This is a genomic window from Winslowiella arboricola (assembly GCF_025527015.1).
GTDB classification, from domain to species: domain Bacteria; phylum Pseudomonadota; class Gammaproteobacteria; order Enterobacterales; family Enterobacteriaceae; genus Erwinia; species Erwinia arboricola.
Map to the genome: position 1 here is coordinate 258,067 of NZ_JAODIM010000040.1, position 22,877 is coordinate 280,943.

Annotated in this window: 24 protein-coding genes and 1 tRNA gene; 13 read left to right on the forward strand and 12 right to left on the reverse strand. The window is 53.1% G+C overall.

Annotated elements, in window-relative coordinates:
• The first annotated feature begins 60 nt into the window (after window positions 1–60).
• From gshB to ruvX, 3 genes are all read left to right on the forward strand, one after another.
• On the forward strand, window positions 61–1,005 hold the full coding sequence (gene gshB / locus N5923_RS11045) for a glutathione synthase (RefSeq protein WP_267143837.1): 945 nt from the start codon (window positions 61–63) through the stop codon (window positions 1,003–1,005).
• A gap of 93 nt (window positions 1,006–1,098) precedes the next feature.
• Window positions 1,099–1,662 (forward strand): YqgE/AlgH family protein, encoded by a 564-nt coding sequence (locus tag N5923_RS11050; RefSeq protein WP_267143836.1) that lies wholly within the window; start codon window positions 1,099–1,101, stop codon window positions 1,660–1,662.
• On the forward strand, window positions 1,662–2,078 hold the full coding sequence (gene ruvX, locus N5923_RS11055; RefSeq protein ID WP_267143835.1) for a Holliday junction resolvase RuvX: 417 nt from the start codon (window positions 1,662–1,664) through the stop codon (window positions 2,076–2,078). Before N5923_RS11050 ends, ruvX begins: the two co-directional genes overlap by 1 nt.
• Here the strand turns inward: ruvX and N5923_RS11060 are convergent.
• Window positions 2,047–3,108, reverse strand: coding sequence for a type IV pilus twitching motility protein PilT (locus tag N5923_RS11060; RefSeq protein WP_267143834.1), 1,062 nt, complete (start codon window positions 3,106–3,108; stop codon window positions 2,047–2,049). The genes ruvX and N5923_RS11060 overlap by 32 nt on opposite strands.
• A 16-nt stretch (window positions 3,109–3,124) precedes the next feature.
• Here N5923_RS11060 and N5923_RS11065 point away from each other — a divergent pair, with 16 nt between their 5' ends.
• From N5923_RS11065 to hemW, 4 genes are read left to right on the forward strand one after another with little or no spacing between them, the layout of a single operon-like run.
• The gene (locus tag N5923_RS11065) at window positions 3,125–3,838 is read left to right on the forward strand and encodes a YggS family pyridoxal phosphate-dependent enzyme (RefSeq protein ID WP_267143833.1); all 714 of its coding nucleotides are present in this window, start codon (window positions 3,125–3,127) and stop codon (window positions 3,836–3,838) included.
• Window positions 3,839–3,846: 8 nt separating this feature from the next.
• Window positions 3,847–4,398: a YggT family protein gene (locus tag N5923_RS11070; RefSeq protein ID WP_267143832.1), complete on the forward strand. Its 552-nt coding sequence runs from the start codon at window positions 3,847–3,849 to the stop codon at window positions 4,396–4,398.
• A gap of 34 nt (window positions 4,399–4,432) precedes the next feature.
• Window positions 4,433–5,026 (forward strand): XTP/dITP diphosphatase, encoded by a 594-nt coding sequence (locus tag N5923_RS11075; protein ID WP_267143831.1) that lies wholly within the window; start codon window positions 4,433–4,435, stop codon window positions 5,024–5,026.
• Complete coding sequence (hemW, locus tag N5923_RS11080; RefSeq protein ID WP_267143830.1) at window positions 5,019–6,155, forward strand: radical SAM family heme chaperone HemW; 1,137 nt, start codon at window positions 5,019–5,021, stop codon at window positions 6,153–6,155. Before N5923_RS11075 ends, hemW begins: the two co-directional genes overlap by 8 nt.
• A gap of 85 nt (window positions 6,156–6,240) precedes the next feature.
• Here the strand turns inward: hemW and N5923_RS11085 are convergent, their stop codons facing one another.
• The 3 genes from N5923_RS11085 to trmB all read right to left on the reverse strand — a co-directional run bounded on the left by N5923_RS11085 (window position 6,241) and on the right by trmB (window position 8,092).
• A complete protein-coding gene (locus tag N5923_RS11085) occupies window positions 6,241–6,954 on the reverse strand; it encodes a YggN family protein (protein WP_267143829.1) in 714 nt (237 codons plus the stop codon).
• Between the two features lie 92 nt (window positions 6,955–7,046).
• Complete coding sequence (locus N5923_RS11090) at window positions 7,047–7,373, reverse strand: YggL family protein (protein ID WP_267143828.1); 327 nt, start codon at window positions 7,371–7,373, stop codon at window positions 7,047–7,049.
• On the reverse strand, window positions 7,373–8,092 hold the full coding sequence (gene trmB / locus N5923_RS11095; protein WP_267143827.1) for a tRNA (guanosine(46)-N7)-methyltransferase TrmB: 720 nt from the start codon (window positions 8,090–8,092) through the stop codon (window positions 7,373–7,375). Before trmB ends, N5923_RS11090 begins: the two co-directional genes overlap by 1 nt.
• Before the next feature lie 155 nt (window positions 8,093–8,247).
• On the opposite strand from trmB, the gene mutY reads away from it, so the two are divergent.
• Genes mutY through mltC form a run of 3 tightly spaced genes read left to right on the forward strand, consistent with a single transcriptional unit; the run spans window position 8,248 to window position 10,738 of the window.
• Entirely contained in the window at window positions 8,248–9,336 is a 1,089-nt protein-coding gene (mutY, locus tag N5923_RS11100) for an A/G-specific adenine glycosylase (RefSeq protein ID WP_267143826.1), read from the forward strand.
• On the forward strand, window positions 9,336–9,608 hold the full coding sequence (locus tag N5923_RS11105; RefSeq protein ID WP_017803480.1) for an oxidative damage protection protein: 273 nt from the start codon (window positions 9,336–9,338) through the stop codon (window positions 9,606–9,608). The genes mutY and N5923_RS11105 overlap by 1 nt, the downstream gene beginning before the upstream one ends.
• A gap of 50 nt (window positions 9,609–9,658) precedes the next feature.
• A complete protein-coding gene (gene mltC / locus N5923_RS11110; RefSeq protein WP_267143825.1) occupies window positions 9,659–10,738 on the forward strand; it encodes a membrane-bound lytic murein transglycosylase MltC in 1,080 nt (359 codons plus the stop codon).
• Window positions 10,739–10,921: 183 nt separating this feature from the next.
• Here the strand turns inward: mltC and N5923_RS11115 are convergent, their stop codons facing one another.
• Both N5923_RS11115 and N5923_RS11120 read right to left on the reverse strand, forming a co-directional pair.
• Entirely contained in the window at window positions 10,922–11,752 is an 831-nt protein-coding gene (locus N5923_RS11115; RefSeq protein ID WP_267143824.1) for a phosphoenolpyruvate hydrolase family protein, read from the reverse strand.
• Between the two features lie 2 nt (window positions 11,753–11,754).
• Window positions 11,755–12,975: a Tm-1-like ATP-binding domain-containing protein gene (locus N5923_RS11120; RefSeq protein ID WP_267143823.1), complete on the reverse strand. Its 1,221-nt coding sequence runs from the start codon at window positions 12,973–12,975 to the stop codon at window positions 11,755–11,757.
• 292 nt (window positions 12,976–13,267) lie between these two features.
• Between N5923_RS11120 and N5923_RS11125 the strand changes: the two genes are divergently transcribed.
• Window positions 13,268–13,894 carry a TetR/AcrR family transcriptional regulator gene (locus N5923_RS11125; RefSeq protein ID WP_267143822.1) on the forward strand — a complete coding sequence of 209 codons (627 nt, stop codon included), beginning with the start codon at window positions 13,268–13,270 and terminating at the stop codon, window positions 13,892–13,894.
• Between the two features lie 94 nt (window positions 13,895–13,988).
• Here N5923_RS11125 and N5923_RS11130 read toward each other — a convergent pair whose 3' ends face one another.
• The 5 genes from N5923_RS11130 to N5923_RS11150 all read right to left on the reverse strand — a co-directional run bounded on the left by N5923_RS11130 (window position 13,989) and on the right by N5923_RS11150 (window position 20,219).
• Entirely contained in the window at window positions 13,989–16,130 is a 2,142-nt protein-coding gene (locus tag N5923_RS11130; protein WP_267143821.1) for an ornithine decarboxylase, read from the reverse strand.
• Window positions 16,131–16,658: 528 nt separating this feature from the next.
• Complete coding sequence (locus N5923_RS11135; protein ID WP_267143820.1) at window positions 16,659–16,937, reverse strand: DUF2622 domain-containing protein; 279 nt, start codon at window positions 16,935–16,937, stop codon at window positions 16,659–16,661.
• Between the two features lie 27 nt (window positions 16,938–16,964).
• A complete protein-coding gene (locus N5923_RS11140; protein WP_267143819.1) occupies window positions 16,965–17,801 on the reverse strand; it encodes a glycosyltransferase in 837 nt (278 codons plus the stop codon).
• Window positions 17,802–17,826: 25 nt separating this feature from the next.
• Window positions 17,827–18,750 carry a glycosyltransferase family 2 protein gene (locus N5923_RS11145; protein ID WP_267143818.1) on the reverse strand — a complete coding sequence of 308 codons (924 nt, stop codon included), beginning with the start codon at window positions 18,748–18,750 and terminating at the stop codon, window positions 17,827–17,829.
• On the reverse strand, window positions 18,747–20,219 hold the full coding sequence (locus N5923_RS11150; protein ID WP_267143817.1) for an MOP flippase family protein: 1,473 nt from the start codon (window positions 20,217–20,219) through the stop codon (window positions 18,747–18,749). Before N5923_RS11150 ends, N5923_RS11145 begins: the two co-directional genes overlap by 4 nt.
• A gap of 568 nt (window positions 20,220–20,787) precedes the next feature.
• On the opposite strand from N5923_RS11150, the gene N5923_RS11155 reads away from it, so the two are divergent.
• Window positions 20,788–20,863 (forward strand) — tRNA-Phe (locus N5923_RS11155).
• A 72-nt stretch (window positions 20,864–20,935) separates the two neighbouring features.
• On the opposite strand, the gene N5923_RS11160 is transcribed toward N5923_RS11155, so the two are convergent.
• Window positions 20,936–21,760, reverse strand: a complete 825-nt coding sequence (locus tag N5923_RS11160; protein ID WP_267143816.1) for a Cof-type HAD-IIB family hydrolase — start codon at window positions 21,758–21,760, stop codon at window positions 20,936–20,938.
• 219 nt (window positions 21,761–21,979) lie between these two features.
• On the opposite strand from N5923_RS11160, the gene N5923_RS11165 reads away from it, so the two are divergent.
• Window positions 21,980–22,831, forward strand: coding sequence for a MurR/RpiR family transcriptional regulator (locus N5923_RS11165; RefSeq protein ID WP_267143815.1), 852 nt, complete (start codon window positions 21,980–21,982; stop codon window positions 22,829–22,831).
• Window positions 22,832–22,877 lie beyond the last annotated feature (46 nt).

Below are 22,877 nucleotides of genomic sequence, written 5' to 3' on the forward strand. Positions count from 1 at the left end.
TGCAAATGATAAGCACGGGCGGCATCAATCCCGCCCCTACCGGCGAATTCAGGAGAACAGATGATTAAGCTTGGCATTGTGATGGACCCGATTACCTCCATCAATATTAAAAAAGACTCCAGCTTCGCTATGTTGCTGGAAGCACAGCGCCGCGGTTACGAAATTCACTATATGGAGATGAACGATCTCTATCTGCGTGGTGGCGAAGGTCGTGCACGCACCCGCACCCTGAGTGTGGAGCAGAACTACGACAAATGGTTCGAGTTTGGTAGCGAGCAGGATATTGCGCTGGCCGATCTTAACGTCATCCTGATGCGTAAAGATCCGCCGTTTGACACCGAATTTATCTATGCCACTTACATTCTTGAGCGCGCGGAAGAGCAAGGCACGTTAATTGTTAACAAACCGCAGAGCCTGCGCGACTGTAACGAGAAGCTGTTTACCGCCTGGTTTGCCGAGCTAACCCCGGATACGCTGGTTACGCGTAATGCGCACCAGATCCGCGAATTCTGGCAGCAACACGGCGATATTATCCTCAAGCCACTTGATGGCATGGGCGGCGCGTCGATTTTCCGCATTAAGAAGGAAGATCCGAACCTGTCAGTGATTATTGAAACCCTGACTGAACACGGCAACTTCTACTGCATGGCGCAAAACTATCTGCCAGCGATTAAAGAGGGCGATAAGCGCGTGTTAGTGGTGGACGGTGAGCCGGTGCCTTACTGCCTGGCGCGAATCCCGAAATCAGGCGAAACCCGTGGCAACCTGGCGGCCGGTGGACGTGGTGAAGCGCGCCCGTTAAGCGAAAGCGACTGGGAAATTGCCCGCCGCGTTGGCCCGACGCTGAAAGCCAAAGGTCTGATTTTTGTTGGTCTGGATATTATCGGCGATAAGCTGACTGAAATTAACGTTACCAGCCCAACCTGCGTGCGTGAAATCGAAGCGGCGTTCCCGATATCCATCACCGGCATGCTGATGGATGCGATTGAAAAACGTCTGGCGTGATTGTTTACACGGGGCGCAAGCCCCGCTGCTAACCCGTTAACAGTACTGTGCGTGAACGCCGTTGCTGTTAACCAAAACACAGAACGAGTGACAATGAATTTACAGCACCACTTTCTGATTGCTATGCCTGGGCTACAGGACCCTTTGTTTAAGCGCTCGGTAGTCTACATCTGCGAGCACAATGATGAAGGGGCCATGGGTTTGATCGTCAATAAACCGATGGATAACTTAACGGTTGACGGGATCCTCAAAAAATTAAAAATCTCCCCGACACTGCGGGATCCTGAAATCAGCCTGGATAAACCGGTATTTTCCGGCGGCCCGCTGGCGGAAGATCGCGGCTTTATTCTGCACTCGGCGCAGAGGACATTCTCCTCCAGTATCCGGGTTTCCGATAATACGGTGATCACCACTTCACGTGATGTGCTGGAATCGATCGGCACTCCCGAGCAGCCTGAACAGGTGCTGGTCGCGCTGGGTTACTGCGCGTGGGAAAAGGATCAGCTGGAAGATGAGCTGCTGGAAAATGCCTGGCTCACGACTCCGGCCAACAGCAATATCCTGTTTCATACGCCAATCGCCGAACGCTGGCGCGAAGCAGCGAAAAGCATTGGGGTGGATATCCATAATATCACCAGTGAAGCGGGTCACGCCTGATGTCGACAATGACCCTGCTGTCGTTTGATTTCGGCACGAAAAGTATTGGCGTTGCGGTCGGTCAGCAACTGACCGGCACCGCCCGCCCGTTAACGGCAATCAAAGCCAATGACGGCATCCCCGACTGGAACACCATCGAGCGCCTGATAAAAGAGTGGCTACCCGATCGGGTGGTCGTCGGCCTGCCGCTGAATATGGACGGTACTGAACAGCCGCTGACCGCCAGAGCGCGTAAATTCGCCAATCGTCTGCATGGCCGCTTTGGTGTGCAGGTGGAACTGCATGACGAACGCCTGAGCACCGTGGAAGCACGTGCCGACCTGTTTGCCCGCGGCGGTTTTCGTGCGCTGACCAAAGGCAGCGTCGACTCCCTCTCAGCGGTGATCATCCTGGAAAGCTGGTTCGAGAATCACTGAGCCGGCCACTCCCCTGCCCGCGATCCACAACAGCTTCCGCCACCGCACCTTCGGCGATACGCTCACGCAAACTCTGTTCAAAGGTGCGCATACCAACCTGCATCCCGGTTTGTAACAGGCCGGGCAGCTGGTGGTTTTTGCCTTCGCGGATTAGATTCGCCACCGCCGGGGTATTCACCAGCACTTCAAACAGCGCCACCCGCCCGGCACGGACGCCCGGCACCAGCCGCTGTGCAATTACCGCCCGCAGGCTGCCCGCCAGCTGGCAGCGCACCAGATTTTTCTCCTGCGCCGGAAATACATCCACCAGCCGGTCGACAGCCTGGGATGCACCGCGGGTATGCAGCGTCGCCAGCACCAGATGGCCGGTTTCCGCTGCAGTCAGCGCCAGACGGATACTTTCACTGTCGCGCAGCTCGCCGAGTAAAATCACATCGGGATCTTCCCGCAGCGCCGCGCGCAACCCTTCAGAAAATGAGCTGCAATGCTGGCCTATTTCCCGCTGCTGGATCAATGACTGCTTGCTGTGATGGATAAACTCGATCGGATCCTCAAGGGTGAGGATATGCAGATCGTGCTGCTGATTAAGCAGATCAATCATCGCCGCGAGGGTTGTCGATTTACCGCTGCCGGTCGCGCCGGTGATCAGCAACAAGCCATCCTGCTGCTGTAACAGTGCCGGGATAATCTCGGGAAGCCCCAGCGTCTTCAGCGGCGGACAGTGGCTGGCGATCAGGCGCAACGCCAGCGACAACCCATGGCGCTGCTGGAACATATTGGCGCGCAGGCGGGTGCCGCAGCTTAACGTGAGCGCGAAATCGACATGGCCGGTGGACTCAAAACAGACGCGCTGACTGCTGTCGAGCCAGCCCACCACCAGCGATTCCAGCGCACCAGTACTGATTTTCGCCTGTCCGGGAATCGCTGAAAGGCGCCCGTGACAGCGCCACTTTGGCGAATGACCACTGCACAGGTGCAGATCGGCGGCGTTATGCTTTACACTAAGGGCCACAATTTCTTCCATATCCATAAAGTTCTCCCTGACTATGATCTCAATCCAGCAAAACCTACAGGAAGTTCGCCAGCGAATCTCAGCGGCGTCCGAACGTTGCGGCCGCGATCCAGCAGAAGTTACGCTGCTTGCAGTCAGTAAAACCAAACCTGCGAGCTTGGTCGAAGAAGCGATCGCCGCCGGACAAATCGCATTTGGTGAGAATTATGTGCAGGAAGGGGTCGATAAGATTCAGGCGCTGGCCGCTTATCCGCAGCTGGTCTGGCACTTTATCGGTCCGCTGCAATCCAATAAGAGCCGACTGGTGGCAGAGCACTTTGCCTGGTGCCATACCGTGGACCGGCTGCGCATCGCTACGCGTCTGAATGAGCAGCGCCCGGCGCATCTGGCGCCATTAAACGTGCTGATTCAAATAAACATCAGTGACGAACAGAGCAAATCTGGCATCATGCTGGATGCGTTACCGGATCTGGCGCGCGAAATAGCCCAGTTGCCGCATTTGCAGTTACGCGGCTTAATGGCGATTCCGGCGCCGGAAAGTGATTATGCGCGCCAGCTGGCGGTATGCCAGCAGATGGCCGCCGCGCTGGAACAGCTTAAGCAGCAGTATCCGGCCGTCGATACGCTTTCTCTGGGAATGAGCGACGATATGGACGCCGCAATCGCGGCTGGCAGCACCATGGTGCGTATTGGCACCGCAATTTTTGGCGCACGAGATTATTCTCACGCCTCTCACAACAATAACTGAGGAACCTCATGCTGACGCTGACTTTTCTGGTAACAACGATATTTAACCTGTACGTAAAAGTGTTGTTACTGCGCATCTGGATGCAATGGGTAAGATGTGATTTCTACAACCCATTCTCCCAATTTGTGGTGAAAATAACTCAACCGGTAGTCAAGCCGCTGCGACGTGTTATCCCATCAGTTGGTCCGCTCGACAGCGCCTCGCTGCTGCTGGCGTATGTGATTAGCGTGCTGTCGTTTACGCTGCTGTTCGCCATACAGACACGGGTATTTATCTTCGATCCTATCTTCTTTTACTATGGCCTGGTTTCCGTAGTTAAAGCGGCAGGTGTGCTGGTGTTCTGGGTGATTATTATTCGCTCCCTGATGAGCTGGATTAGCCAGGGCCGCAACCCGGTTGATTACGTGCTGATTCAGCTGACTGAGCCGCTGATGGCGCCGGTGCGCAGAATTATCCCGGCGATGGGCGGCATCGATTTCTCGGCGATGGCGGTGATTCTGATTCTGTATATGCTGAACTATCTGGGCATGGATTTTATTCCTGGCTGGGCGCAGCTGTAATTCTTATTTTGTCGTCAACGATTGTGGATCTGTTATGCAAAAAGTTGTTCTCGCAACCGGTAACCCGGGCAAAGTCCGCGAACTGGCCGACCTGCTGGCGGCCTTTGGCCTCGATATCGTGGCGCAAACCGATCTCGGCGTAGAGTCTGCCGAAGAGACCGGTTTAACCTTTATCGAAAATGCCATTCTGAAAGCGCGTCATGCGTCGCATATCACCGGCTTACCGGCGATTGCCGATGACTCCGGTCTCGCGGTAGATGCACTGGGTGGCGCGCCGGGGATTTATTCAGCGCGTTACGCCGGAGAAGATGCCAGCGACCAGCAGAATCTGGAAAAACTGCTGGTCGCGCTGCAGGATGTGCCGGACGAGCGTCGTCAGGCACAGTTTCACTGCGTGCTGGTTTATCTGCGTCATGCCGCTGATCCGACACCGCTGGTGTTCCACGGCAGCTGGGAAGGGGTCATCACCCGCACAGCTGCCGGTGAAGGCGGTTTTGGCTACGATCCGATCTTCCATGTCCCGGCACTGGGTAAAACCGCTGCGGAACTGACTAAAGATGAGAAACGCGCAGTTTCCCATCGCGGCAAAGCATTGACGCTGCTGCTGGATGCGATGCGTAATGTCTAATCGCCCACCACTCAGTCTGTATATTCATATTCCGTGGTGTGTGCAGAAGTGCCCTTACTGCGATTTCAACTCGCATGCGTTAAAGGGCGAGGTGCCGCACGAGGAGTATGTGCGCCACCTGCTGGCCGATCTGGATAACGATCTGCCGTTAACCGGCGGCCGGGAAGTTGGCACCATTTTTATCGGTGGCGGCACGCCCAGCTTGCTGAGCAGTGAAGCGATGATGCTGTTGATGGATGGCGTGCGTGCACGCCTGCCGCTGGCACCCGGCGCTGAAATTACCATGGAAGCCAATCCGGGAACGGTGGAAGCCGATCGCTTTAGCGGCTATCAGCGCGCCGGTATCAACCGTATCTCCATTGGCGTGCAGAGCTTCAGCCCGGAGAAGCTGCAACGTCTGGGGCGTATTCATGGCCCGGAAGAGGCAGTGCGTGCGGCGCATCTGGCCGCCGATCTCGGTCTGCGCAGTTTTAACCTCGATTTAATGCACGGCTTGCCGGATCAGACGCTGGAAGAGGCGCTGGACGATCTGCGCCAGGCGATTGCGCTGAATCCGCCGCATCTCTCGTGGTATCAGCTGACCATTGAACCCAATACCCTGTTCAGCTCGCGCCCGCCGGTGCTGCCGGATGATGACGCGCTGTGGGATATTTTCGAACAGGGCGATCAGCTGCTAACCGCTGCCGGTTATCAGCAGTATGAAACCTCGGCCTATGCCAAACCAGGCTACCGCTGCGAGCATAATCTTAACTACTGGCGTTTTGGTGATTACCTCGGCATCGGCTGTGGCGCGCACGGCAAGCTGACGCAGGAAGATGGGCGGATTATCCGTACCACCAAGACCCGCCATCCGCGTGGCTTTATGGCCGGGAAATATCTCGACCGCCAGCATGAAGTGGAAGCCAGCGAGAAGCCGTTCGAGTTCTTTATGAATCGCTTCCGCCTGCTGGAAGCTGCGCCGCGTGAGGAGTTTGCACGCTATACCGGCTTAGATGAGTCGGTTATTCGCCCGCAAATCAATCAGGCGCTGGAGAAAGGTTATCTGACGGAAACGCCGGAGCACTGGCAGATCACCCAGAAAGGTAAGCTGTTTCTTAATTCGTTGCTGGAACTGTTTCTGGCGGAGTGACGATATTGACGCGGGCGGCGAGAACGCCGCCCCTACAGAGGATCCGTATAGGGGCGGCGTTCTCGCCGCCCGCTGCCAGCACTAATTATTTCACGCCCGCTAAAACATCTTTGCGCTGCGTTTCCAGCACGGTAACGCGATTACAGACTTCATGGCCGAAGTTCTGGAAATCCTGCTCCTGCTTGCTCCATTCGTCTTTTACCGCCTGCTGCAAACCGCCCAGATTGCCCATAATCGCCTGTAGCGGATTATCGCTGGCGCCGGCCTGCTTTTTGCCCATCTCATTCAGACTGTCCTGCACCAGACCACCCAGTGCATTCTGTGCCAGACGTTCACCGTCCTGACGCACCTGATCAATCGCCTGATGATGGAAAGTCAGACCGTCGCTGCGATGCTCAATAATACGGTTCATCTGCTGCTTCAGCTGGCTGCTCAGGGTGGTCAGACGCGAGCGCGCATGACTTTCGCTGCCCAGCTTCTCGACAATCACGCCATCCAGCGCCACTCGCCCTTTTTCCAGACGCTGCGTGGCGCCCTGATCGATCCATGGCAGATCGCGACGCAGCGCGGTCTGATAATCAATGGCCTTCTGCCGGGTCGCGGTATCCACGTCCACCTGCTTACCATTAAACTGCAAATTACCTTCAGGAGAGATCACCAGATTACCGCTGGCCCCAACCACCTGCACGCTTTGCGGTTTAATTACCACATCATCCTGTGGCTTCACACTACACTCATAAGCGGCCTGTGCCTGACCTGCGGCCAGCAATAGTGCGACAACCAGTGCTTTACGAATCATGAACTCTCCTGAATGAAAATTTAAGGGCGGCGATAACGCCGCCCCTGCAACTGTTCTGTCCCGGCGGCGACGTTATCGCCGCCGACAGATAATTAGTCCCACCAAACGTCAAACAGTTCAGAAACACGCACATCTTTCAGCTCGCGCGCTTCCAGCCATTTACGTACCTGTGCCTGATGCTCTTCGGTACATTTGCCGATCTTCTCCAGACAGATCAGACCTTCCCACTGCAGGTAGCCGCTACCATCAAACGCCAGACCGTTCGGCTCGATCACTTCATTGATCAGTGCATCAACGGTGCTGTCGATCTGCTCTTCGCTGCTGCCTTCCGGGAAGGTGAAGTTAACGGAGAAACCGAGTTCCTGGAACTCATCGATATGCATTTTCTTACGAAGACGACGACTGCGTTGTGTAGCCATTATTTAACCCTCTCAAACATCAGATCCCAAACACCGTGACCTAAACGCTGGCCACGCTGCTCAAATTTGGTCAGTGGCCGCGATTCAGGACGCGGCACATAACTATTGTCTTCCGACTGATTCTTGTAACCTTCGATGCTGCTCATCACTTCCAGCATATGTTCTGCATAGGCTTCCCAGTCGGTGGCCATATGGAAAGTCCCGCCCAGCTTCAGCTTACGCATCACCAGCTCGGCAAATGGCACCTGCACAATGCGGCGTTTATTATGGCGCGCTTTATGCCACGGATCCGGGAAAAACAGCTGCACCATACGCAGCGAATTATCCGGGATCATATGTTCCAGCACTTCCACTGCGTCGTGACACATCACACGCAGGTTATCGACACCCGCTTCATGGGCGGTAGCCAGACAGGCGCCGACGCCCGGCGAATGCACTTCAATACCGAGGAAATTCTGCTGCGGATTTTTTTCCGCCATCGTCACCAGCGAGGCGCCCATGCCGAAACCGATCTCCAGCACCACCGGCGCTTCGCGGCCAAACAGTCCAACCAGATCGACAGGATCCGCCTGATACTCAACGCCCATCACCGGCCAGTAGTTATCCAGCGCCAGCTGCTGGCCTTTGGTTAACCGGCCCTGACGGCGGACAAAACTGCGGATACGGCGCATCGCGCGCCCGTTTTCATCAAAATCGGGTGAAATGACGTCATTCTTCATGTGGCTGCCTGTTAATCTGCGCATTCAGGAATATGCGGGCATTATGCAAAGTTAAGGCTGAGAAGCAAGCCCCACAAAGTTCCGGTTTACAGCATCCGGCGTCTGTGCTGCAATTCCAGCCTGAGTGTAGAGTAATAACGGAAAATTTCCTCCTGATGATGCAAGCGCAACAGTTCGCGCAACAAGTGCTGGACTGGTATCAGCGCTTCGGTCGCAAAACCCTGCCATGGCAGTTAGAAAAAACGCCGTATAAAGTATGGCTCTCGGAAGTGATGCTGCAGCAAACCCAGGTTGCTACCGTCATCCCCTACTTTGAGCGCTTTATGGCGCGTTTCCCGACGGTGACCGATCTGGCGGCTGCGCCGCTGGATGAAGTGCTGCACCTGTGGACTGGCCTCGGCTACTACGCCCGTGCGCGCAATCTGCACAAAGCAGCGCAGCAGGTGGTGAATCTGCATGGCGGAACATTCCCGCAAACCTTCGAAGCGGTCGCCGATCTGCCGGGTGTGGGCCGCTCAACGGCGGGCGCGATCCTGTCGCTGGCGCTGGGTCAGCACTTCCCGATTCTGGATGGCAACGTTAAACGAGTGCTGGCGCGCTGCTACGCCATTGATGGCTGGCCGGGCAAGAAAGATGTCGAAAAGAAGTTATGGGATATCAGTGAACAGGTGACGCCAGCCGCTGGCGTCAGTCAGTTTAATCAGGCGATGATGGATCTGGGCGCGATGGTCTGCACCCGATCAAAGCCAAAATGCGAGATCTGTCCGGTAAATCTCCGTTGTGTGGCGTATGCCAACAGCAGCTGGGCAAAGTACCCGGGCAAGAAGCCGAAACAGACGCTGCCAGAGCGCACCGGCTGGTTTTTACTGATGCAGCGCGGCAGTGGCGTCTGGCTGGAACAGCGCCCGCCTGTCGGCCTGTGGGGCGGCCTGTATTGCTTCCCGCAATTTACCACCCTGCCAGAACTGCAACAGTGGTTAACAAGCCGCGCCATCGATGGCAGCCAGTTAAGCCAGATGGTAGCCTTCCGCCATACCTTCAGCCATTTTCATCTGGATATCGTGCCAATGTGGCTGGAACTGCCTTCTGCACGTGGGGCCATGGATGAAGGCGCGGGTCTCTGGTATAACTTAGCGCAGCCGCCGTCTGTGGGACTGGCCGCTCCGGTTGAGCGGCTGCTGCATGAATTACGGCAACCACAGCAAATGACGCTGAATACACGCGCGACACAAGAGGAAGAGTAATGAGCCGCACAATTTTCTGCACGTTTCTGCAACGCGATGCCGAGGGACAGGATTTCCAGCTCTATCCGGGCGAACTGGGCAAACGCATCTACAACGACATTTCCAAAGAGGCCTGGTCACAGTGGATGACCAAGCAAACCATGTTGATCAATGAGAAAAAGCTCAGCATGATGAACCCTGACGATCGCAAACAGCTGGAACAGGAGATGGTGAAATTCCTGTTCGAAGGCAAAGATGTGCATATCGAAGGCTATACCCCGCCAGAAGAATAACGATTCAGGGCCTGTCGCAGGCCCCATTTTTTGGGCTAAACATTGTAAAAATGAAAAAAAAATTTATTGCCTTGCTGCTGTTAGCACCGCTGTTGATCTCCTGCTCAAGTAATAAAAAAGATGCATTCCACGAAGAATGGGTAAAGGACACCAACGGTTTTGATATTTTGATGGGTCAGTTTGCCCATAACATTGAGAATATTTGGGGTATCAATGAGGTCCTGATCGCCGGTCCAAAGGACTATGTGAAATATAGCGATCAGTACTACACCCGCAGCCATATCAACTTTGATTCAGGCAGCATTACCATTGAAACCATCGCCGGCACCAATCCGACGGACAGCCTGCGTCAGGCGATTATCACTACCTTGCTGATCGGCGAAGATCCGGGCAATGTCGATCTCTATTCCGACGCCAACGATATTCAGATCAGTAAAGAGCCACTGTTGTACGGTCAGGTGCTGGATAACACCGGTCAGCCGATCCGCTGGCAGGGTCGCGCCGCCAGCTTTGCTGATTACCTGATTCAGAATAAGCTGCAACGCCGCAACTCTGGCCTGCATGTCATCTGGTCGGTCACCATTCCGATGGTGCCAAACCATCTGGACAAGCGTGCGCATAAATATCTGCCAATGGTCCGTAAAGCGGCGGAGAAATATGGCGTCGATCAGTCGCTGATCCTGGCGATTATGCAGATTGAATCGAGCTTCAACCCCTATGCGGTCAGCCATGCGGATGCGCTGGGTCTGATGCAGGTGGTGCAGCATACCGCGGGTGTCGATGTGTTCCGTCTGAAGGGCAAATGGGGCAAACCGAGCCGCAGTTATCTGTTCGATCCGGAAAACAATATTGATGCCGGTACTGCTTACCTGTCGATTTTGCAGGGCAGCTATCTGTCCGGCATTTCCGACCCGACTTCACGTCGTTATGCGGTGATTACGGCTTATAACGGTGGCGCGGGCAGCGTATTGCGTACCTTCTCCAGCGATAAGAACAGCGCTTTCAGTAAGATTAACGCTATGTCGTCGGGCGATGTTTATCAGACGCTGACCAGCAATCACCCGTCAGCAGAATCACGTCGTTATCTGGTGAAAGTCAGTAAGGCGCAGAAAGGCTATCGTTTTTACTGATAGCGCAGGCAAAAAAAACGGCGAGCATTAGCTCGCCGTTTTGCTTACGGGAAATTCCCCTGGTGTTGGCATCAAAGTGATGTAGAAAAGGGTGGCTGCTGCAAATCCCTGGCACGGGCGGCGATAACGCCGCCCCGATATGAGATCTGCGTAGCGGCGGCGTTATCGCCGCCTGCCTGATGGTTATCGATTAATCTTTTTAAACTGCCTGGTGGCATCCGTCAATGCCACTTCAGTGGGCAGACGCTCCATCGAGCTGGCGCCGTAGAAACCATCGCAAAGCGGGCAATTATCGAGAATATATTGCGCGTCTTCCGGCGTTGAAATCGGGCCACCATGACACAGCACAATCACATCCTCACGCACCGCTTTCGCGGCCTGCGCCCACTGGTTAATCAGCGGTACACAATCCTGTAATTTCAGCGCGGTTTCGGCACCGATATTGCCGCCGGTCGTCAGTCCCATATGCGGCACAATAATATCCGCACCGGCTTCGGTCATCGCCACCGCGTCCTGCTGGTTAAAGACATACGGCGTGGTCAGCATATCTTTCTGATGCGCCAGACGGATCATCTCCACTTCCAGCGCATAACCCATGCCGGTCTCTTCCAGATTGGCGCGGAAGTTGCCGTCAATCAGGCCAACCGTCGGGAAGTTCTGCACGCCGGAAAAACCCAGCGCTTTCAGTTCGTCGAGAAACCTGTCGAACTGACAAAACGGGTCGGTGCCGTTGACACCCGCCAGTACCGGGGTATGTTTCACCACCGGCAGCACCTCTTTCGCCATATCGACCACAATCTCATTGGCGTTGCCGTACGCCAGCAGACCGGCCAGCGAACCGCGTCCTGCCATACGATAGCGCCCGGAGTTATAGATCACAATCAGATCGATACCCCCCGCTTCTTCGCATTTTGCCGACAGGCCTGTGCCTGCGCCGCCGCCGATAATAGGTTCACGGCGGGCAATCATCGCCTGAAATTTGGCCAGTAACGCCTGGCGCTTAAATCCAGCCATAACTATTTCTCCCCGGCAACGAGGGCGCGAAACTCCGCCACCGCTGCTTCTGCAAACAACCGATCATTGATGTTGTAAGGCAGATAGTGAATTTTGCGCCGATCAGTCTGTAACAGTTCCGCTTCCAGCGTGCTGATAAACGCCTGATTCGCCTGCGGCAACCAGAACGGTTGATCGTGCGCATCCAGTGCCGAAAAACCACCCTGCGGGATCAGAAAGCGTACTTCACCGTGGCAGCGATTCAGTTTCGCCGCGATCCATTTCGCCATCGCCACATTCTCTTCCGGCGTAGTGCGCATCAGGGTGACCTGCGCATTATGATGATAAAACAGGCGGTCGGCATATCTGGCAGGTATCGTCGACGGATGGCCAAAATTGACCATATCCAGCGCGCCACAGGAGATAACGCAAGGCACTGCTGAGCGGGCAATCGCGTCGAAACGCTCTTCACCACAGGCCAGTACGCCGCCAAACAGTAAATCGCACACCTCAGTGGTGGTCAGGTCGAGCACGCCGGTCAGCATACCGCTGTCAGCCAGCTTCTCCATCGCCTTACCGCCGCTGCCGGTAGCATGGAACACCAGGCAGTCATAATCCGCTTCCAGCACCTGGCTCACCGCCTGAATACAGGGGGTAGTGACACCAAACATGGTTAGCCCCAGAGCCGGTTTATCACTGGGGTCAGGTTCAACCTGAAACAGCGCCGCGCCGGCAATCTGATGCGCCGCATTACCCAATACCTGGCGCGAAATGCGATTAAGACCGGAGACATCGGTGACTGAATAGAGCATGCTGATATCGCTGGCACCGACGTAACCGGAGGTATCGCCGGAGGCCATGGTGGAAACCATTACTTTAGGGACACCCACCGGCAATGACTGCATCGCCGGGGTAATCAGTGCCGTACCGCCGGAGCCGCCAAGACCAATAATCCCGGCAACATCCTCACGGGTACTAAGGAAAATCTCAAATGCGTCAGCCATTGCATTAATGGCGCGGCCACGGTCGCCACAGAATACCGCAGCCCTCCCCTGAGGGTGGAAATTCGCTACGGTTTCAGCACTAAAATCGGCCGCCGGGTCGCTGCTAAGTGTCTGAGTGGACAGATCAACTGTCACCACTTTCGCCCCACAGGCAGCGATTAAATCGCGAACGAAATACAGTTCCTTTCCTTTAGTATCCGCCGTTGCAACGGCATAGATGAAACCGGTACTCTCTTTCATTTCTTTGGTTCAATCCTGTTATTTATGTTAATAAAGAGTTGATAAACCTGAAATAAAAACCACAATATCCTTTGTGATAGAAACTGTCACTTTACGCCGGGATTACAGTACCATCCATTTAATTGATAAATCAATAGAATGAAACTGTAGTCTCATTCATTATCATACCGAGCCTGAAGCGGTATCAGTGCAGGAAACGGCGCAGTTCACTATAGCCAGCATCCATTAAGTAACTGAAATCAGGCAGCTTTATACAGAGGTTATTGTGGTTCAAAAGGAAAACCAAGAAGCTATGTCTATGACATCTACTCGCGCACGAACGCGCCGCCTGCTAATCAATACTGCCATGCAACTGTTTGATGGAGGCGCGTTTCCCTCGATCAGCGAAGTTGCCCAGGCGGCACAGCTGTCGCGTGCTACTGCCTATCGTTACTTCCCAACGCAAAGCGCGCTGGTGACCGCCATTGTCGGTGAAACCCTGAGCCCGATGAATAGCTGGCAGCCAACGCAGAAAGAAGCCAGTGCGCGCATTGATGAACTAATGACCTTCGCTTTTCCGCGCATGTTGCAGCATGAAGGCACGCTGCGCGCGGCATTGCATCTGTCACTCACTCAGTGGGCGCAATCGCAGTCACAGGATGCGATTCCGATCAAAGAGCGACTGGTGCGCGGTAACCGCAAACAGTTACTGCAGAAGGTGGTGGAGCCGCTGGCAAACGAGCTGTCGCCGGAACTGATGCAACGCGTACTGCATGCGCTATCGCTGGTATATGGCTCAGAGATTTTTCTGGTTATGAAGGATATCTGGGGCTGTGATAACGATGAGTTGCAGGAGGTGGCGAAATGGATGTCAAAAGCCATTGTGCGCCAGGCGCGGGAAGATGCGAAAGCGCTATCGGCCTGTAATACAGGATCGTAACACTCAGGGGCGGCGTTAACGCCGCCCCTGGTACTGGTTTACAGTTTGCACGGGAGCCAATTTCGGCTCCCTGACAGATTTATACAGCCGCGTTTTAAGCCATCACATAGCCGCATAAACGCTTAACGCCGCGCTCATCGGCTTCGGCGTAAACGCCCTGTAGCTCCGGTGAAAAGCCCGGCAGCAGATTAATCCCCTCTTCCAGCGCGAGGAAATAGCGCTGCACCGCGCCGCCCCACACTTCGCCAGGCACCACGCACAATACGCCCGGCGGATAGGGTAGCGCGCCTTCGGCGGCGATACGCCCTTCGGCTTGCGCGATCGGCACCAGCTCAACGTTGCCACGTATAAATTCGATATTGGCATCCTGCGGGTTCATCGCCACTTTCGGCAGACTCTCCTGACGGAACATCGCCTTCTGCAGATCCTTCACGCCGTAGCTGACATAGAGATCGTGCATCTCCTGACACAGACGGCGCAGGGTATAACCCTGATAACGCGCGGCATTTTTGCGGTACACCGTTGGCAGCACATCACACAGCAATGCATCATCTTTCACATGCTGCTCAAACTGCACCAGCTTCGCCACCAGATGCGCCATTTTTTCCGCGCTTTCCGCTGGCGTCAGCAGGAACAGAATCGAGTTAAGATCGCACTTCTCCGGCACCACACCATTCTCACGCAGATAGCTGGCGAGGATAGTGGCCGGAATACCAAATGAGGCATATTCACCGGTTGCCGCATCAATGCCCGGCGTGGTCAGCAGCAACTTGCACGGGTCGATAATATATTGATCGCGCGCGTAACCATCGAAACCATGCCATTTTGCCTTAGGCGCAAAGCTAAAATAGCGCGCATCGCTGGCGATAGTTTCCGTCGGCCCAGCCTGCCATGGCTTGCCGTCAACGCTGTCCGGCAGAAACGGCTGGATCATCTCACAATGCGCCAGAATGGCTTTACGCGCGTCAATACCGAGCGTCACGCACTCATGCCACAAACGACGACCCGCCGCACCCTGATGTATTTTGGCATTGACGTCGAGCGCCGCAAACAGCGGATAGAACGGGCTGGTCGAGGCGTGCAGCATAAAGGCGTTGTTCAGGCGTTTATGGCTGCAAAAACGCTGCTGACCGCGAAGATGGTTATCTTTTTTGTGAATCTGCGAGGTCTGCGAGAAACCGGCCTGCTGTTTATGCACCGACTGGGTGACAAAAATACCCGGATCTTCGGGCTTAAGATCGAGTAACAGCGGCGAACAGGCTTCCATCACCGGAATAAACTGCTCATAGCCGACCCATGCTGAGTCAAACAGAATGTAGTCGCAGAGATGGCCGATACGATCCACCACCTGACGGGCGTTATACACCGTGCCGTCATAGGTGCCGAGCTGGATCACCGCCAGACGGAACGGACGAGCTTCTGCAGCGCGTTCTGGCGCCACTTCTTTGATCTGCTGGCGCAGGTAATGCTCGTCAAAACAGTGCGCATCAATACCGCCAATAAAACCAAACGGATTGCGCGCGGTTTCCAGATAGACCGGTGTCGCTCCTGCCTGGATCAGCGCACCATGGTGGTTGGATTTATGGTTATTGCGGTCAAACAGCACCAGATCGCCACGCGTCAGCAAGGCGTTAGTCACCACTTTATTAGCGCTGGAAGTGCCGTTCAGCACAAAATAGGTTTTGTCAGCGTTAAACACTTTGGCGGCAAATTTCTGTGCATGTTTGGCTGAGCCTTCATGGATCAGCAGATCGCCCAGCTTAACGTCGGCATTGCACATATCGGCGCGAAACACATTCTCGCCAAAGAAATCAAAAAACTGACGTCCGGCCGGATGCTTTTTAAAGAACGCCCCACCCTGATGGCCGGGACAGGCAAAAGTGCTGTTCTCCATCGCCACATATTTGGTCAGCGTATCGAAAAACGGTGGCAGCAGCGCGGCTTCATATTGCGCCGCGGCAGCTTCCAGAAGTTCCGCTGATTCAGCGTCGCCGGTCAGCAGACCGGTGACTTCAGCCAGTCCCTGGTTCTGCTCTGCGCCGTCCAGCGCGATAAACACCGGCAGATTAAATCCGGTATGGCGCAGCAATGCCAGCACGCCGCTGCGGGAGTCCGCAACGGAGACGACCACCGCCGCCACATCAGTAAAATCAGTACTGTCCAGCGCAACAAGCTCGCGCGTGGTGTGTAGGTTCAGCGCAACGGCGGCGCTGGCAGCAATTTTCAGTGTTGTCATAGCTCAAATCCCTGGCGGTCAAGGATGAGGGGTGCCAGAGGCACATCCCAGGAACGGGCTCCAGCAGGGGGCCATTCCTGACGTAATATGTCAGCGTTCGACTAAGCAGAATTGGGTTCAGCTTTAACCAATAGACATCAGTAAAATCAGATCGCGTCTGTTTTTACTCATGTCCAACAGCAAGCGCAAGACGACCTCACCGCATGGTGAGAGGGTGTATCGATGGGATGTTGCAGAGTGACGATCGCGCGTATTGCGACATCCGAAGATGGCGGGAACAAGTGCTCTGTTTCAGCATTGAACCGTTCATGGCGGCGACCTCAAATGAATGGTGATGATATGGCGTCAAAATTTGCGCAATAATGGCATTATTTTTTTTCAGACACAACCCGCTAAAGTGAATTAAACCACAAAAATTGAAAAGTACTAACTCATTGATTAATAATAAAACTAATCAAATAAACGTAATATAAATGTTTAATAATCCGTTAGTTATGCAAATTTTAGCCTGTTTCCTCGCCACGCTATTTATCGCTCGGCTAACAGCCAGCAGCGCGAAACCGCCTCCGTCACCAGGATTTTCGGATCGGGTCGCACTGATGCGGCAATCCGCTCAACCTGCTTAAGCACCTGTTGCGCGCTACTGTTGCTGGCCAGCACATACTCTTTTAGTGGCAGATAAAAGCGCGTACCGGAGATATCTTCAATTAAGTTGGAATAGCCCGCCGCCAGCAGCAGATCGTGCAACCGCTCAAGATCATCATAGGTGGCCTGATTCAGTTCTATACGGACAGTAAAGTTAGCCATTGTAATATCCTTTTTTAATAGCAGCGGTTAAAGTCTGGCTTTGCGCAGTTTAAAAAAAGCGTTAATTTTTTTCATGGCGGTATCATTATTCGAGATCGCAAAACCAAAATAACCCATCATCATATAATATATTTTCCTGACGATTTTATTTACCAGGGTATTTTGCAGTGAAATTATTGTATTGCTATGGCTCAATGCATTATTACTGTGATTAATTTCCAGCACATGATCCATCGCCTGCGGTGAGCAGGTCACCGTAGTACCAGATAATTCTATAATTTTGCTAATCCACAGATCGTCGGTTTTTGGCGCCACTTCGATAAAAGCATCAATATTAAGCAGCTCACGACGAACATGACGCCGGGCAATCACACAGCCGCCGACGCCGGTGATAATAAAGTTAGCGGTAAAATTGGTCGGTGTAGCGCAAATCTTATAGTGATTGTAGCTTTTATCAAATCCCAGCACATTTTTACTCTTTACCCGAATTCGCGCCGCTATCACATGCTTACCCTGATACTGATGGTAGGATTTCAGTAAAGTTTCCAGCCACATACTGCCATAAATCACATCGTCATCGGCATAAATCAGCACATCATCCAGATCTGCTGCACGCAGCGCCGGAATAATTTTCCGGTAAGGGCCAGTATTTCTCACATGTACAACTTTTACGATATTTTTAATACGGTTAATTTCCGGCAGCCAGCTCGGGTATTCATGAATACCTTCATCAGACATATAAGGCTCGCGTGAAACCCAAATAATAATAGTGTCTGGTGTAAAGGTTTGATGTATCAGCGACCATACCGTGGCAGAACATAACTCCAGCCGGCCACGTGTCGTGGTTAAGTTTATGTTATACATTATGCTTTCTGCTCCGGTTGATAAGCTACCGTAAGAATCGTTGGTAGATCATTTTCTTAACCGTCCGTGATAAATGGCGGCGATCGCGCCAGATAAACAGATAAACATTTCGTTGCATTAATGAACCAAACGTGGCCAGCGGATTGCTGAAGCAGAGACCCAGCAGCGCTCGCGCTGACCATTCGGAATAGAGCGCGACCGACTGCTGGCTGAATTTTTGCAGCATATATTTACGCGCTTCCTGAAAAGCCGATAAACGATCGTTAATATATTGTCCGTTTTTAACCGAATGGGTGAGTGAGCCTGCGGTGATATACTGGAAATATAGCCTTTTGCTGATAACCATTATTTTCGCTGCATGGGCAATCAGGCGTAAGGTAAACAGATGATCTTCATGGGACTTACGCGGTGTAAAACAGGCATAGCTATCCTGCGCCAGCTGTCGCCGGAATACATAGGTCCATACCGCGGCGGTCCAGGCTTTGCGCTCCAGCTGCCAGCGCAAAAAGCCATCGGCGTCAGACCATACCCGGTCTTCAGCAAAGAATATTTTGTCGCTGATTCGCTGCTGCGCACCCCTGCCATGCACCCTTACCGAGCTGAAATAGAGCAGATCAGGCCGCAGGGCAATCTTCTCCAGCACAGTAATCACAAAGTCGGGCGCCACTGCATCATCGGCGTCGCAAAAGAACAGATATTCTCCGCGTGCCATCGCCATTCCCCGGCTGCGCGCTGCCGCCGCTCCGCCATTGACGGTGGTATATAAGTTAAAATTGCCCTGCCGATGGCTGGCGATAAAGCTTTTAATCACCGCTTCACTGGCATCGCGTGATCCATCATTAATCAGAATCACTTCCAGCAGCGGGTTACGCTGCCGCCAGAAGGACTCCAGCAAACTGAGGATATTGCCAGCGCAGTTATAACAGGGGATAACAATCGATAATTTCATGTTACCACCCTCTTTATCATCAACGCCTGGATCGCGACCTGGCGAAACTCGCGTACCGTCTGGCAGGGAGATAATAAAATGGTCAGGGTATACACCATGACGCCGGAGAGCACGGTTAGCGCCAGCAGTTCACTATGACGCAGTGCACTGGCTTGCTGACTTATCAGGCTGCATATCACCAGCATCGGCATAACATGCAGTACCGGTACGCTAATCGCCCGGAAATAAGCCGATCCGGTTTTTCCAATACAGGGTCGCAGCAGTAAAAAGTATCCCAGAGAAGTATTAACAACCTGAATAATCAGAAAGGAATAAACAATTCCCAGCAGACCAAAAGTGGTACCCATAAACCAGGTCAGAGGGATGCCGAACAGTAATTTAACTATACCAAAGCGTACATTAAGGTACATTTTGGCCCTCACCAGCAGCACCGCAATAACCGCGGTATCAATCGATCGCACTGCGCCGACAATACAGAGTAACTGGATAACCGGGATAATAAAGTGCCATTTCCCGGCAAAAAAAACGTTTACCAGTGGATCGGCTATCAGCAACATCCCCGTCAGTAACGGAAAATTAATCAGCGCGCTAAAGGTGGTCACTTTTAAAAAGGTCTCTTTCAGTCGCAACTGATTATGACCAATCTGGGCAAAGGCGGGAAATAGCGCATGTGACAGTACCGGATTTAACTTTTCAAACAGGGCGATACTGATGCTATACGCGATGCTATAGCCGCCAATAGCGGTAATACTGATCAACCGTGACATCAGTACCGGATAAGTATTAATGCTGATCTGATTAATCAGTGAATCCATCACCAGCTGAATGCCGTAATGCAGGTGGTTCTTAACCGGCGCAATACGAAAGCGGAACCGATAGTGCATTAATGGCCGTGCAGCCCAGCGCGATGCAACGGCATTCACCAGTGAACTGACCAGAAAGGCCAGCGCGATGCACCAGCTGGTGTGGTAAATCAAGGCCAGACTAATAGCGACCACAAAGTTGGTGAGCGTGGTGGCGATGTTAACCTGCGCCAGCGGACGGAACTGCATCTCCCGGGTCAGCAATGCACGTGGCTGTAGTCCAAAAGAGAGAATAATAAAGCCCAGCGCCATCAGGCGAATCTGGCTGGTAAGCATTTCGTCTGCTTTAAACAGTGCCGTTATCTGCGAGCTTAACAGCAGGATCACGGCACAGATAATAATGCCCAGTACCACATTAACCACGTACAACGATGATAACTCGTCCGCTAGCAGCGAGCGGCTGCGTATAATTGAATTGGAGATGCCAAAGTCAATTAACATCATGCAAAATGTACTGACAATCAATGCCGCACTGACCACACCATACTGCTGAGTGGTTAATAAGTGGGAAAGCGCCCACAGTAATATGATACCCAACGATGTGGTAATCAGGGTGGCAAGCAGATTCCATTTTACTGCACTAAGCGTTTTATTTCTTAATGACATAATAAATCCTGGTTGGTGGTCAAAGCAATTGGCAAGCGAAGCCGTTATACCAGCCAAATCAGTAACAGGCGTTAAACTGCAATAGATAGCTAGAAATGATATAACACGGTGGTAATTGACTTTTCCTCTGGCGTCAATATCAGCATATTTTTGATGCGAATCAATACGGGGGTTTTGTTTTAGGACAAATGACTATAAGTAATAATCTGACAATAGCCACAGTGAATTATTGCTTTAGATTGTTTTAGTTTGAATTTTATTTGCGGACCTGGATATTCGCTGGCACTTAATTTTAAAAAACCGTATTATGTTTTAACATTGATCATGTTGTTATCATTTTTATTATTATTGGCGCTGTTATTAAATATTAATTTCAGCCATAAATGGTGTGCGTTTTCCCTCCATCCATCATGATATAAAGATAAATAGTCAGCTGCAGACATAAAAGACAGGAGTCTGGCTTAACTGTCGATTTTCCCGGCAAAAGGATGAAAAAGAGAGCAATCAATCTTTCCGCCGGGAAAAGTGTTTGACGCTCCGGCTCGCTTAAGGTTTAATGCGCCCCGTTGCCCGAATAGCTCAGTCGGTAGAGCAGGGGATTGAAAATCCCCGTGTCCCTGGTTCGATTCCGGGTTCGGGCACCATCATTTATAAACGGACGTCTTCGGACGTCCGTTTTGCGTTTTAAGGTTGCCGGGCTATGTGGCAGGCAGGCTTTAACGCTCTGAGCTGTGAAAAGGGTCAACCCCATTTAACAGATCATCGATAACATCCAGTACCGCTTCATCATTGTGATGCCCCGCCTGATAACGGGTTACCTGACGGATCTCTTCGCTGGCATTGGCCATACTAAAGCTATAACCCGCCTGCATCAGCATTTCGCGGTCATTGCCGCTGTCGCCAATCGCCATCACCTCATCATCCGCAATGCCCCAGCGCTGCTGCAGCATTTTCAGCCCATGCGCCTTATGGATACCGGGAATAATCAGATCGACAAAGCCAAAGCCGCTGGTAACCGGGGTTAAATCGCCATTAAGCGCCTGACGAAGGTGCGCCTTAAGCTGCGGAATGCGCGTATCTTCCAGCGTCAGGGCAATTTTAAAAATATCATCACCAATCTCATCCACTGACTGATAACGCTGCAACCGATGATAATGCCGCGACATCAGCGTCACCACCGCTTCCGGCGCACGCTGGTGTAGCCATGCGGTCTGTTTACCGCACACCACCGTACAGACATCATTAAACGGCCCAAGCTCGTTAAGAATATTCAGCACCTGGCCACGCGGTATATGGCCACAGTAGATCTCCTGGCCTTCGCTCACCACATAAGCGCCATTTTCGGCGACAAAAGACATTTCACCGGCAATCTCCGGGAAAAAGCTCAGCAATTGCCAGAACTGATTGCCACTGGCAACCACAAAGCGTATCCCCTGCGCGCGCATCGCCTGGTACTGTTGCTGAAAACGTTGCCGGTTATAGCTTTTCGAAGCATTCAGGAAGGTTCCGTCCATATCAACTGCGACTAATTTTACTGACACGCCTGCACCTGCTGATTAAGTGGGATGGGGGGAAGTGCGTTTATCCTATCCAGAAAAGGGGTGACGTAACAGGGATGTCTCTGCCGGTTTCGATCCCCTTTTAAGGTTTTGTGTGGATTGTCGATGCAGGTAATAGCCAATCACTAATCAATCTCATTTTTTACATGACAAGCCCGCCCGCTCTGTGCAGGATGGATTTTATTTTTCCAGGGTTAACAGATGAACGCCAAAACGGTTTCGCTTGAAAGCCGCATTCGTCAATATTGGGATCAACTCTCCAGCCATGAACAGCGTCTGGCGGATGTGGTCCTCGCGGCGCCGGGTCAGCTGGCGATGAATACCGCCACCGAACTGGCGATCAGTGCCGGAGTGTCAAAAGCCACCACCACACGCTTTTTTCGTCATCTCGGTTATGAAAACTATGAGGAAGCGCGACGCCAGGCGCGGGAAATGCAAAATAGCGGTTCGCCGCTCTACCTGCAGGACTTCCAGACTGGCTCGCCGCTGGATGCGCTGATCCAGAGCCATCTGGAACGCGAAGTCGCTAATCTGGTTCACTCTTATCGAGCCCTTGATGCACAACAACTGGATCAGATGGTTAAGGCGCTTGCCGGCGCACGCCGCATTTTGCTGCTGGGCTGGCGTCACAGCCAGACCATCGCCGCCCTGATGTACCGCGATCTGGTGCATGTGCATAACGATGTGCGCCTGCTGCCGCGTGCCGGGGATTCACTGGCGGAATATCTGGCTACATCAGGCCCGGAGGATGTGGCGATTTGCATCGGCTTACGCCGCCGCATGCCGGCGCTGGAGGCGGCGATGAACGCCTTAAGCGAACTTAAGGTGCCAATGATCTGTCTTTCCGATGTGTTGCCCGGTAAAGCGGCAAAACAGGCGACCTGGGTGATTCGTTGCCATACCGAAGGCAGCCTGATTTTTGACAGCACCGCCTCACTCTCCGGGGTGTGTAATCTGCTCTGTTCGCTGGTGGCGCGTGAGCGCGGCAAAGTCAGCAATGACCAGCTGACATTAATCGAATCGGTTCATCAGTGGCTTGATGAGCTGGAGTAACACTGAGCTGCGCCATGCTATCGCCATGGTGCAGCCGCTCACTTAT

Excerpts from the sequence above, each read along its gene's own strand:
- gshB (WP_267143837.1), top strand. The coding sequence starts at position 61 with ATGATTAAGCTTGGCATTGTGATGGACCCGATTACCTCCATCAATATT.
- N5923_RS11050 (WP_267143836.1), top strand. The coding sequence starts at position 1,099 with ATGAATTTACAGCACCACTTTCTGATTGCTATGCCTGGGCTACAGGAC.
- ruvX (WP_267143835.1), top strand. The coding sequence starts at position 1,662 with ATGTCGACAATGACCCTGCTGTCGTTTGATTTCGGCACGAAAAGTATT.
- N5923_RS11060 (WP_267143834.1), bottom strand. The coding sequence starts at position 3,108 with ATGGATATGGAAGAAATTGTGGCCCTTAGTGTAAAGCATAACGCCGCC.
- N5923_RS11065 (WP_267143833.1), top strand. The coding sequence starts at position 3,125 with ATGATCTCAATCCAGCAAAACCTACAGGAAGTTCGCCAGCGAATCTCA.
- N5923_RS11070 (WP_267143832.1), top strand. The coding sequence starts at position 3,847 with ATGCTGACGCTGACTTTTCTGGTAACAACGATATTTAACCTGTACGTA.
- N5923_RS11075 (WP_267143831.1), top strand. The coding sequence starts at position 4,433 with ATGCAAAAAGTTGTTCTCGCAACCGGTAACCCGGGCAAAGTCCGCGAA.
- hemW (WP_267143830.1), top strand. The coding sequence starts at position 5,019 with ATGTCTAATCGCCCACCACTCAGTCTGTATATTCATATTCCGTGGTGT.
- N5923_RS11085 (WP_267143829.1), bottom strand. The coding sequence starts at position 6,954 with ATGATTCGTAAAGCACTGGTTGTCGCACTATTGCTGGCCGCAGGTCAG.
- N5923_RS11090 (WP_267143828.1), bottom strand. The coding sequence starts at position 7,373 with ATGGCTACACAACGCAGTCGTCGTCTTCGTAAGAAAATGCATATCGAT.
- trmB (WP_267143827.1), bottom strand. The coding sequence starts at position 8,092 with ATGAAGAATGACGTCATTTCACCCGATTTTGATGAAAACGGGCGCGCG.
- mutY (WP_267143826.1), top strand. The coding sequence starts at position 8,248 with ATGATGCAAGCGCAACAGTTCGCGCAACAAGTGCTGGACTGGTATCAG.
- N5923_RS11105 (WP_017803480.1), top strand. The coding sequence starts at position 9,336 with ATGAGCCGCACAATTTTCTGCACGTTTCTGCAACGCGATGCCGAGGGA.
- mltC (WP_267143825.1), top strand. The coding sequence starts at position 9,659 with ATGAAAAAAAAATTTATTGCCTTGCTGCTGTTAGCACCGCTGTTGATC.
- N5923_RS11115 (WP_267143824.1), bottom strand. The coding sequence starts at position 11,752 with ATGGCTGGATTTAAGCGCCAGGCGTTACTGGCCAAATTTCAGGCGATG.
- N5923_RS11120 (WP_267143823.1), bottom strand. The coding sequence starts at position 12,975 with ATGAAAGAGAGTACCGGTTTCATCTATGCCGTTGCAACGGCGGATACT.
- N5923_RS11125 (WP_267143822.1), top strand. The coding sequence starts at position 13,268 with ATGTCTATGACATCTACTCGCGCACGAACGCGCCGCCTGCTAATCAAT.
- N5923_RS11130 (WP_267143821.1), bottom strand. The coding sequence starts at position 16,130 with ATGACAACACTGAAAATTGCTGCCAGCGCCGCCGTTGCGCTGAACCTA.
- N5923_RS11135 (WP_267143820.1), bottom strand. The coding sequence starts at position 16,937 with ATGGCTAACTTTACTGTCCGTATAGAACTGAATCAGGCCACCTATGAT.
- N5923_RS11140 (WP_267143819.1), bottom strand. The coding sequence starts at position 17,801 with ATGTATAACATAAACTTAACCACGACACGTGGCCGGCTGGAGTTATGT.
- N5923_RS11145 (WP_267143818.1), bottom strand. The coding sequence starts at position 18,750 with ATGAAATTATCGATTGTTATCCCCTGTTATAACTGCGCTGGCAATATC.
- N5923_RS11150 (WP_267143817.1), bottom strand. The coding sequence starts at position 20,219 with ATGTCATTAAGAAATAAAACGCTTAGTGCAGTAAAATGGAATCTGCTT.
- N5923_RS11165 (WP_267143815.1), top strand. The coding sequence starts at position 21,980 with ATGAACGCCAAAACGGTTTCGCTTGAAAGCCGCATTCGTCAATATTGG.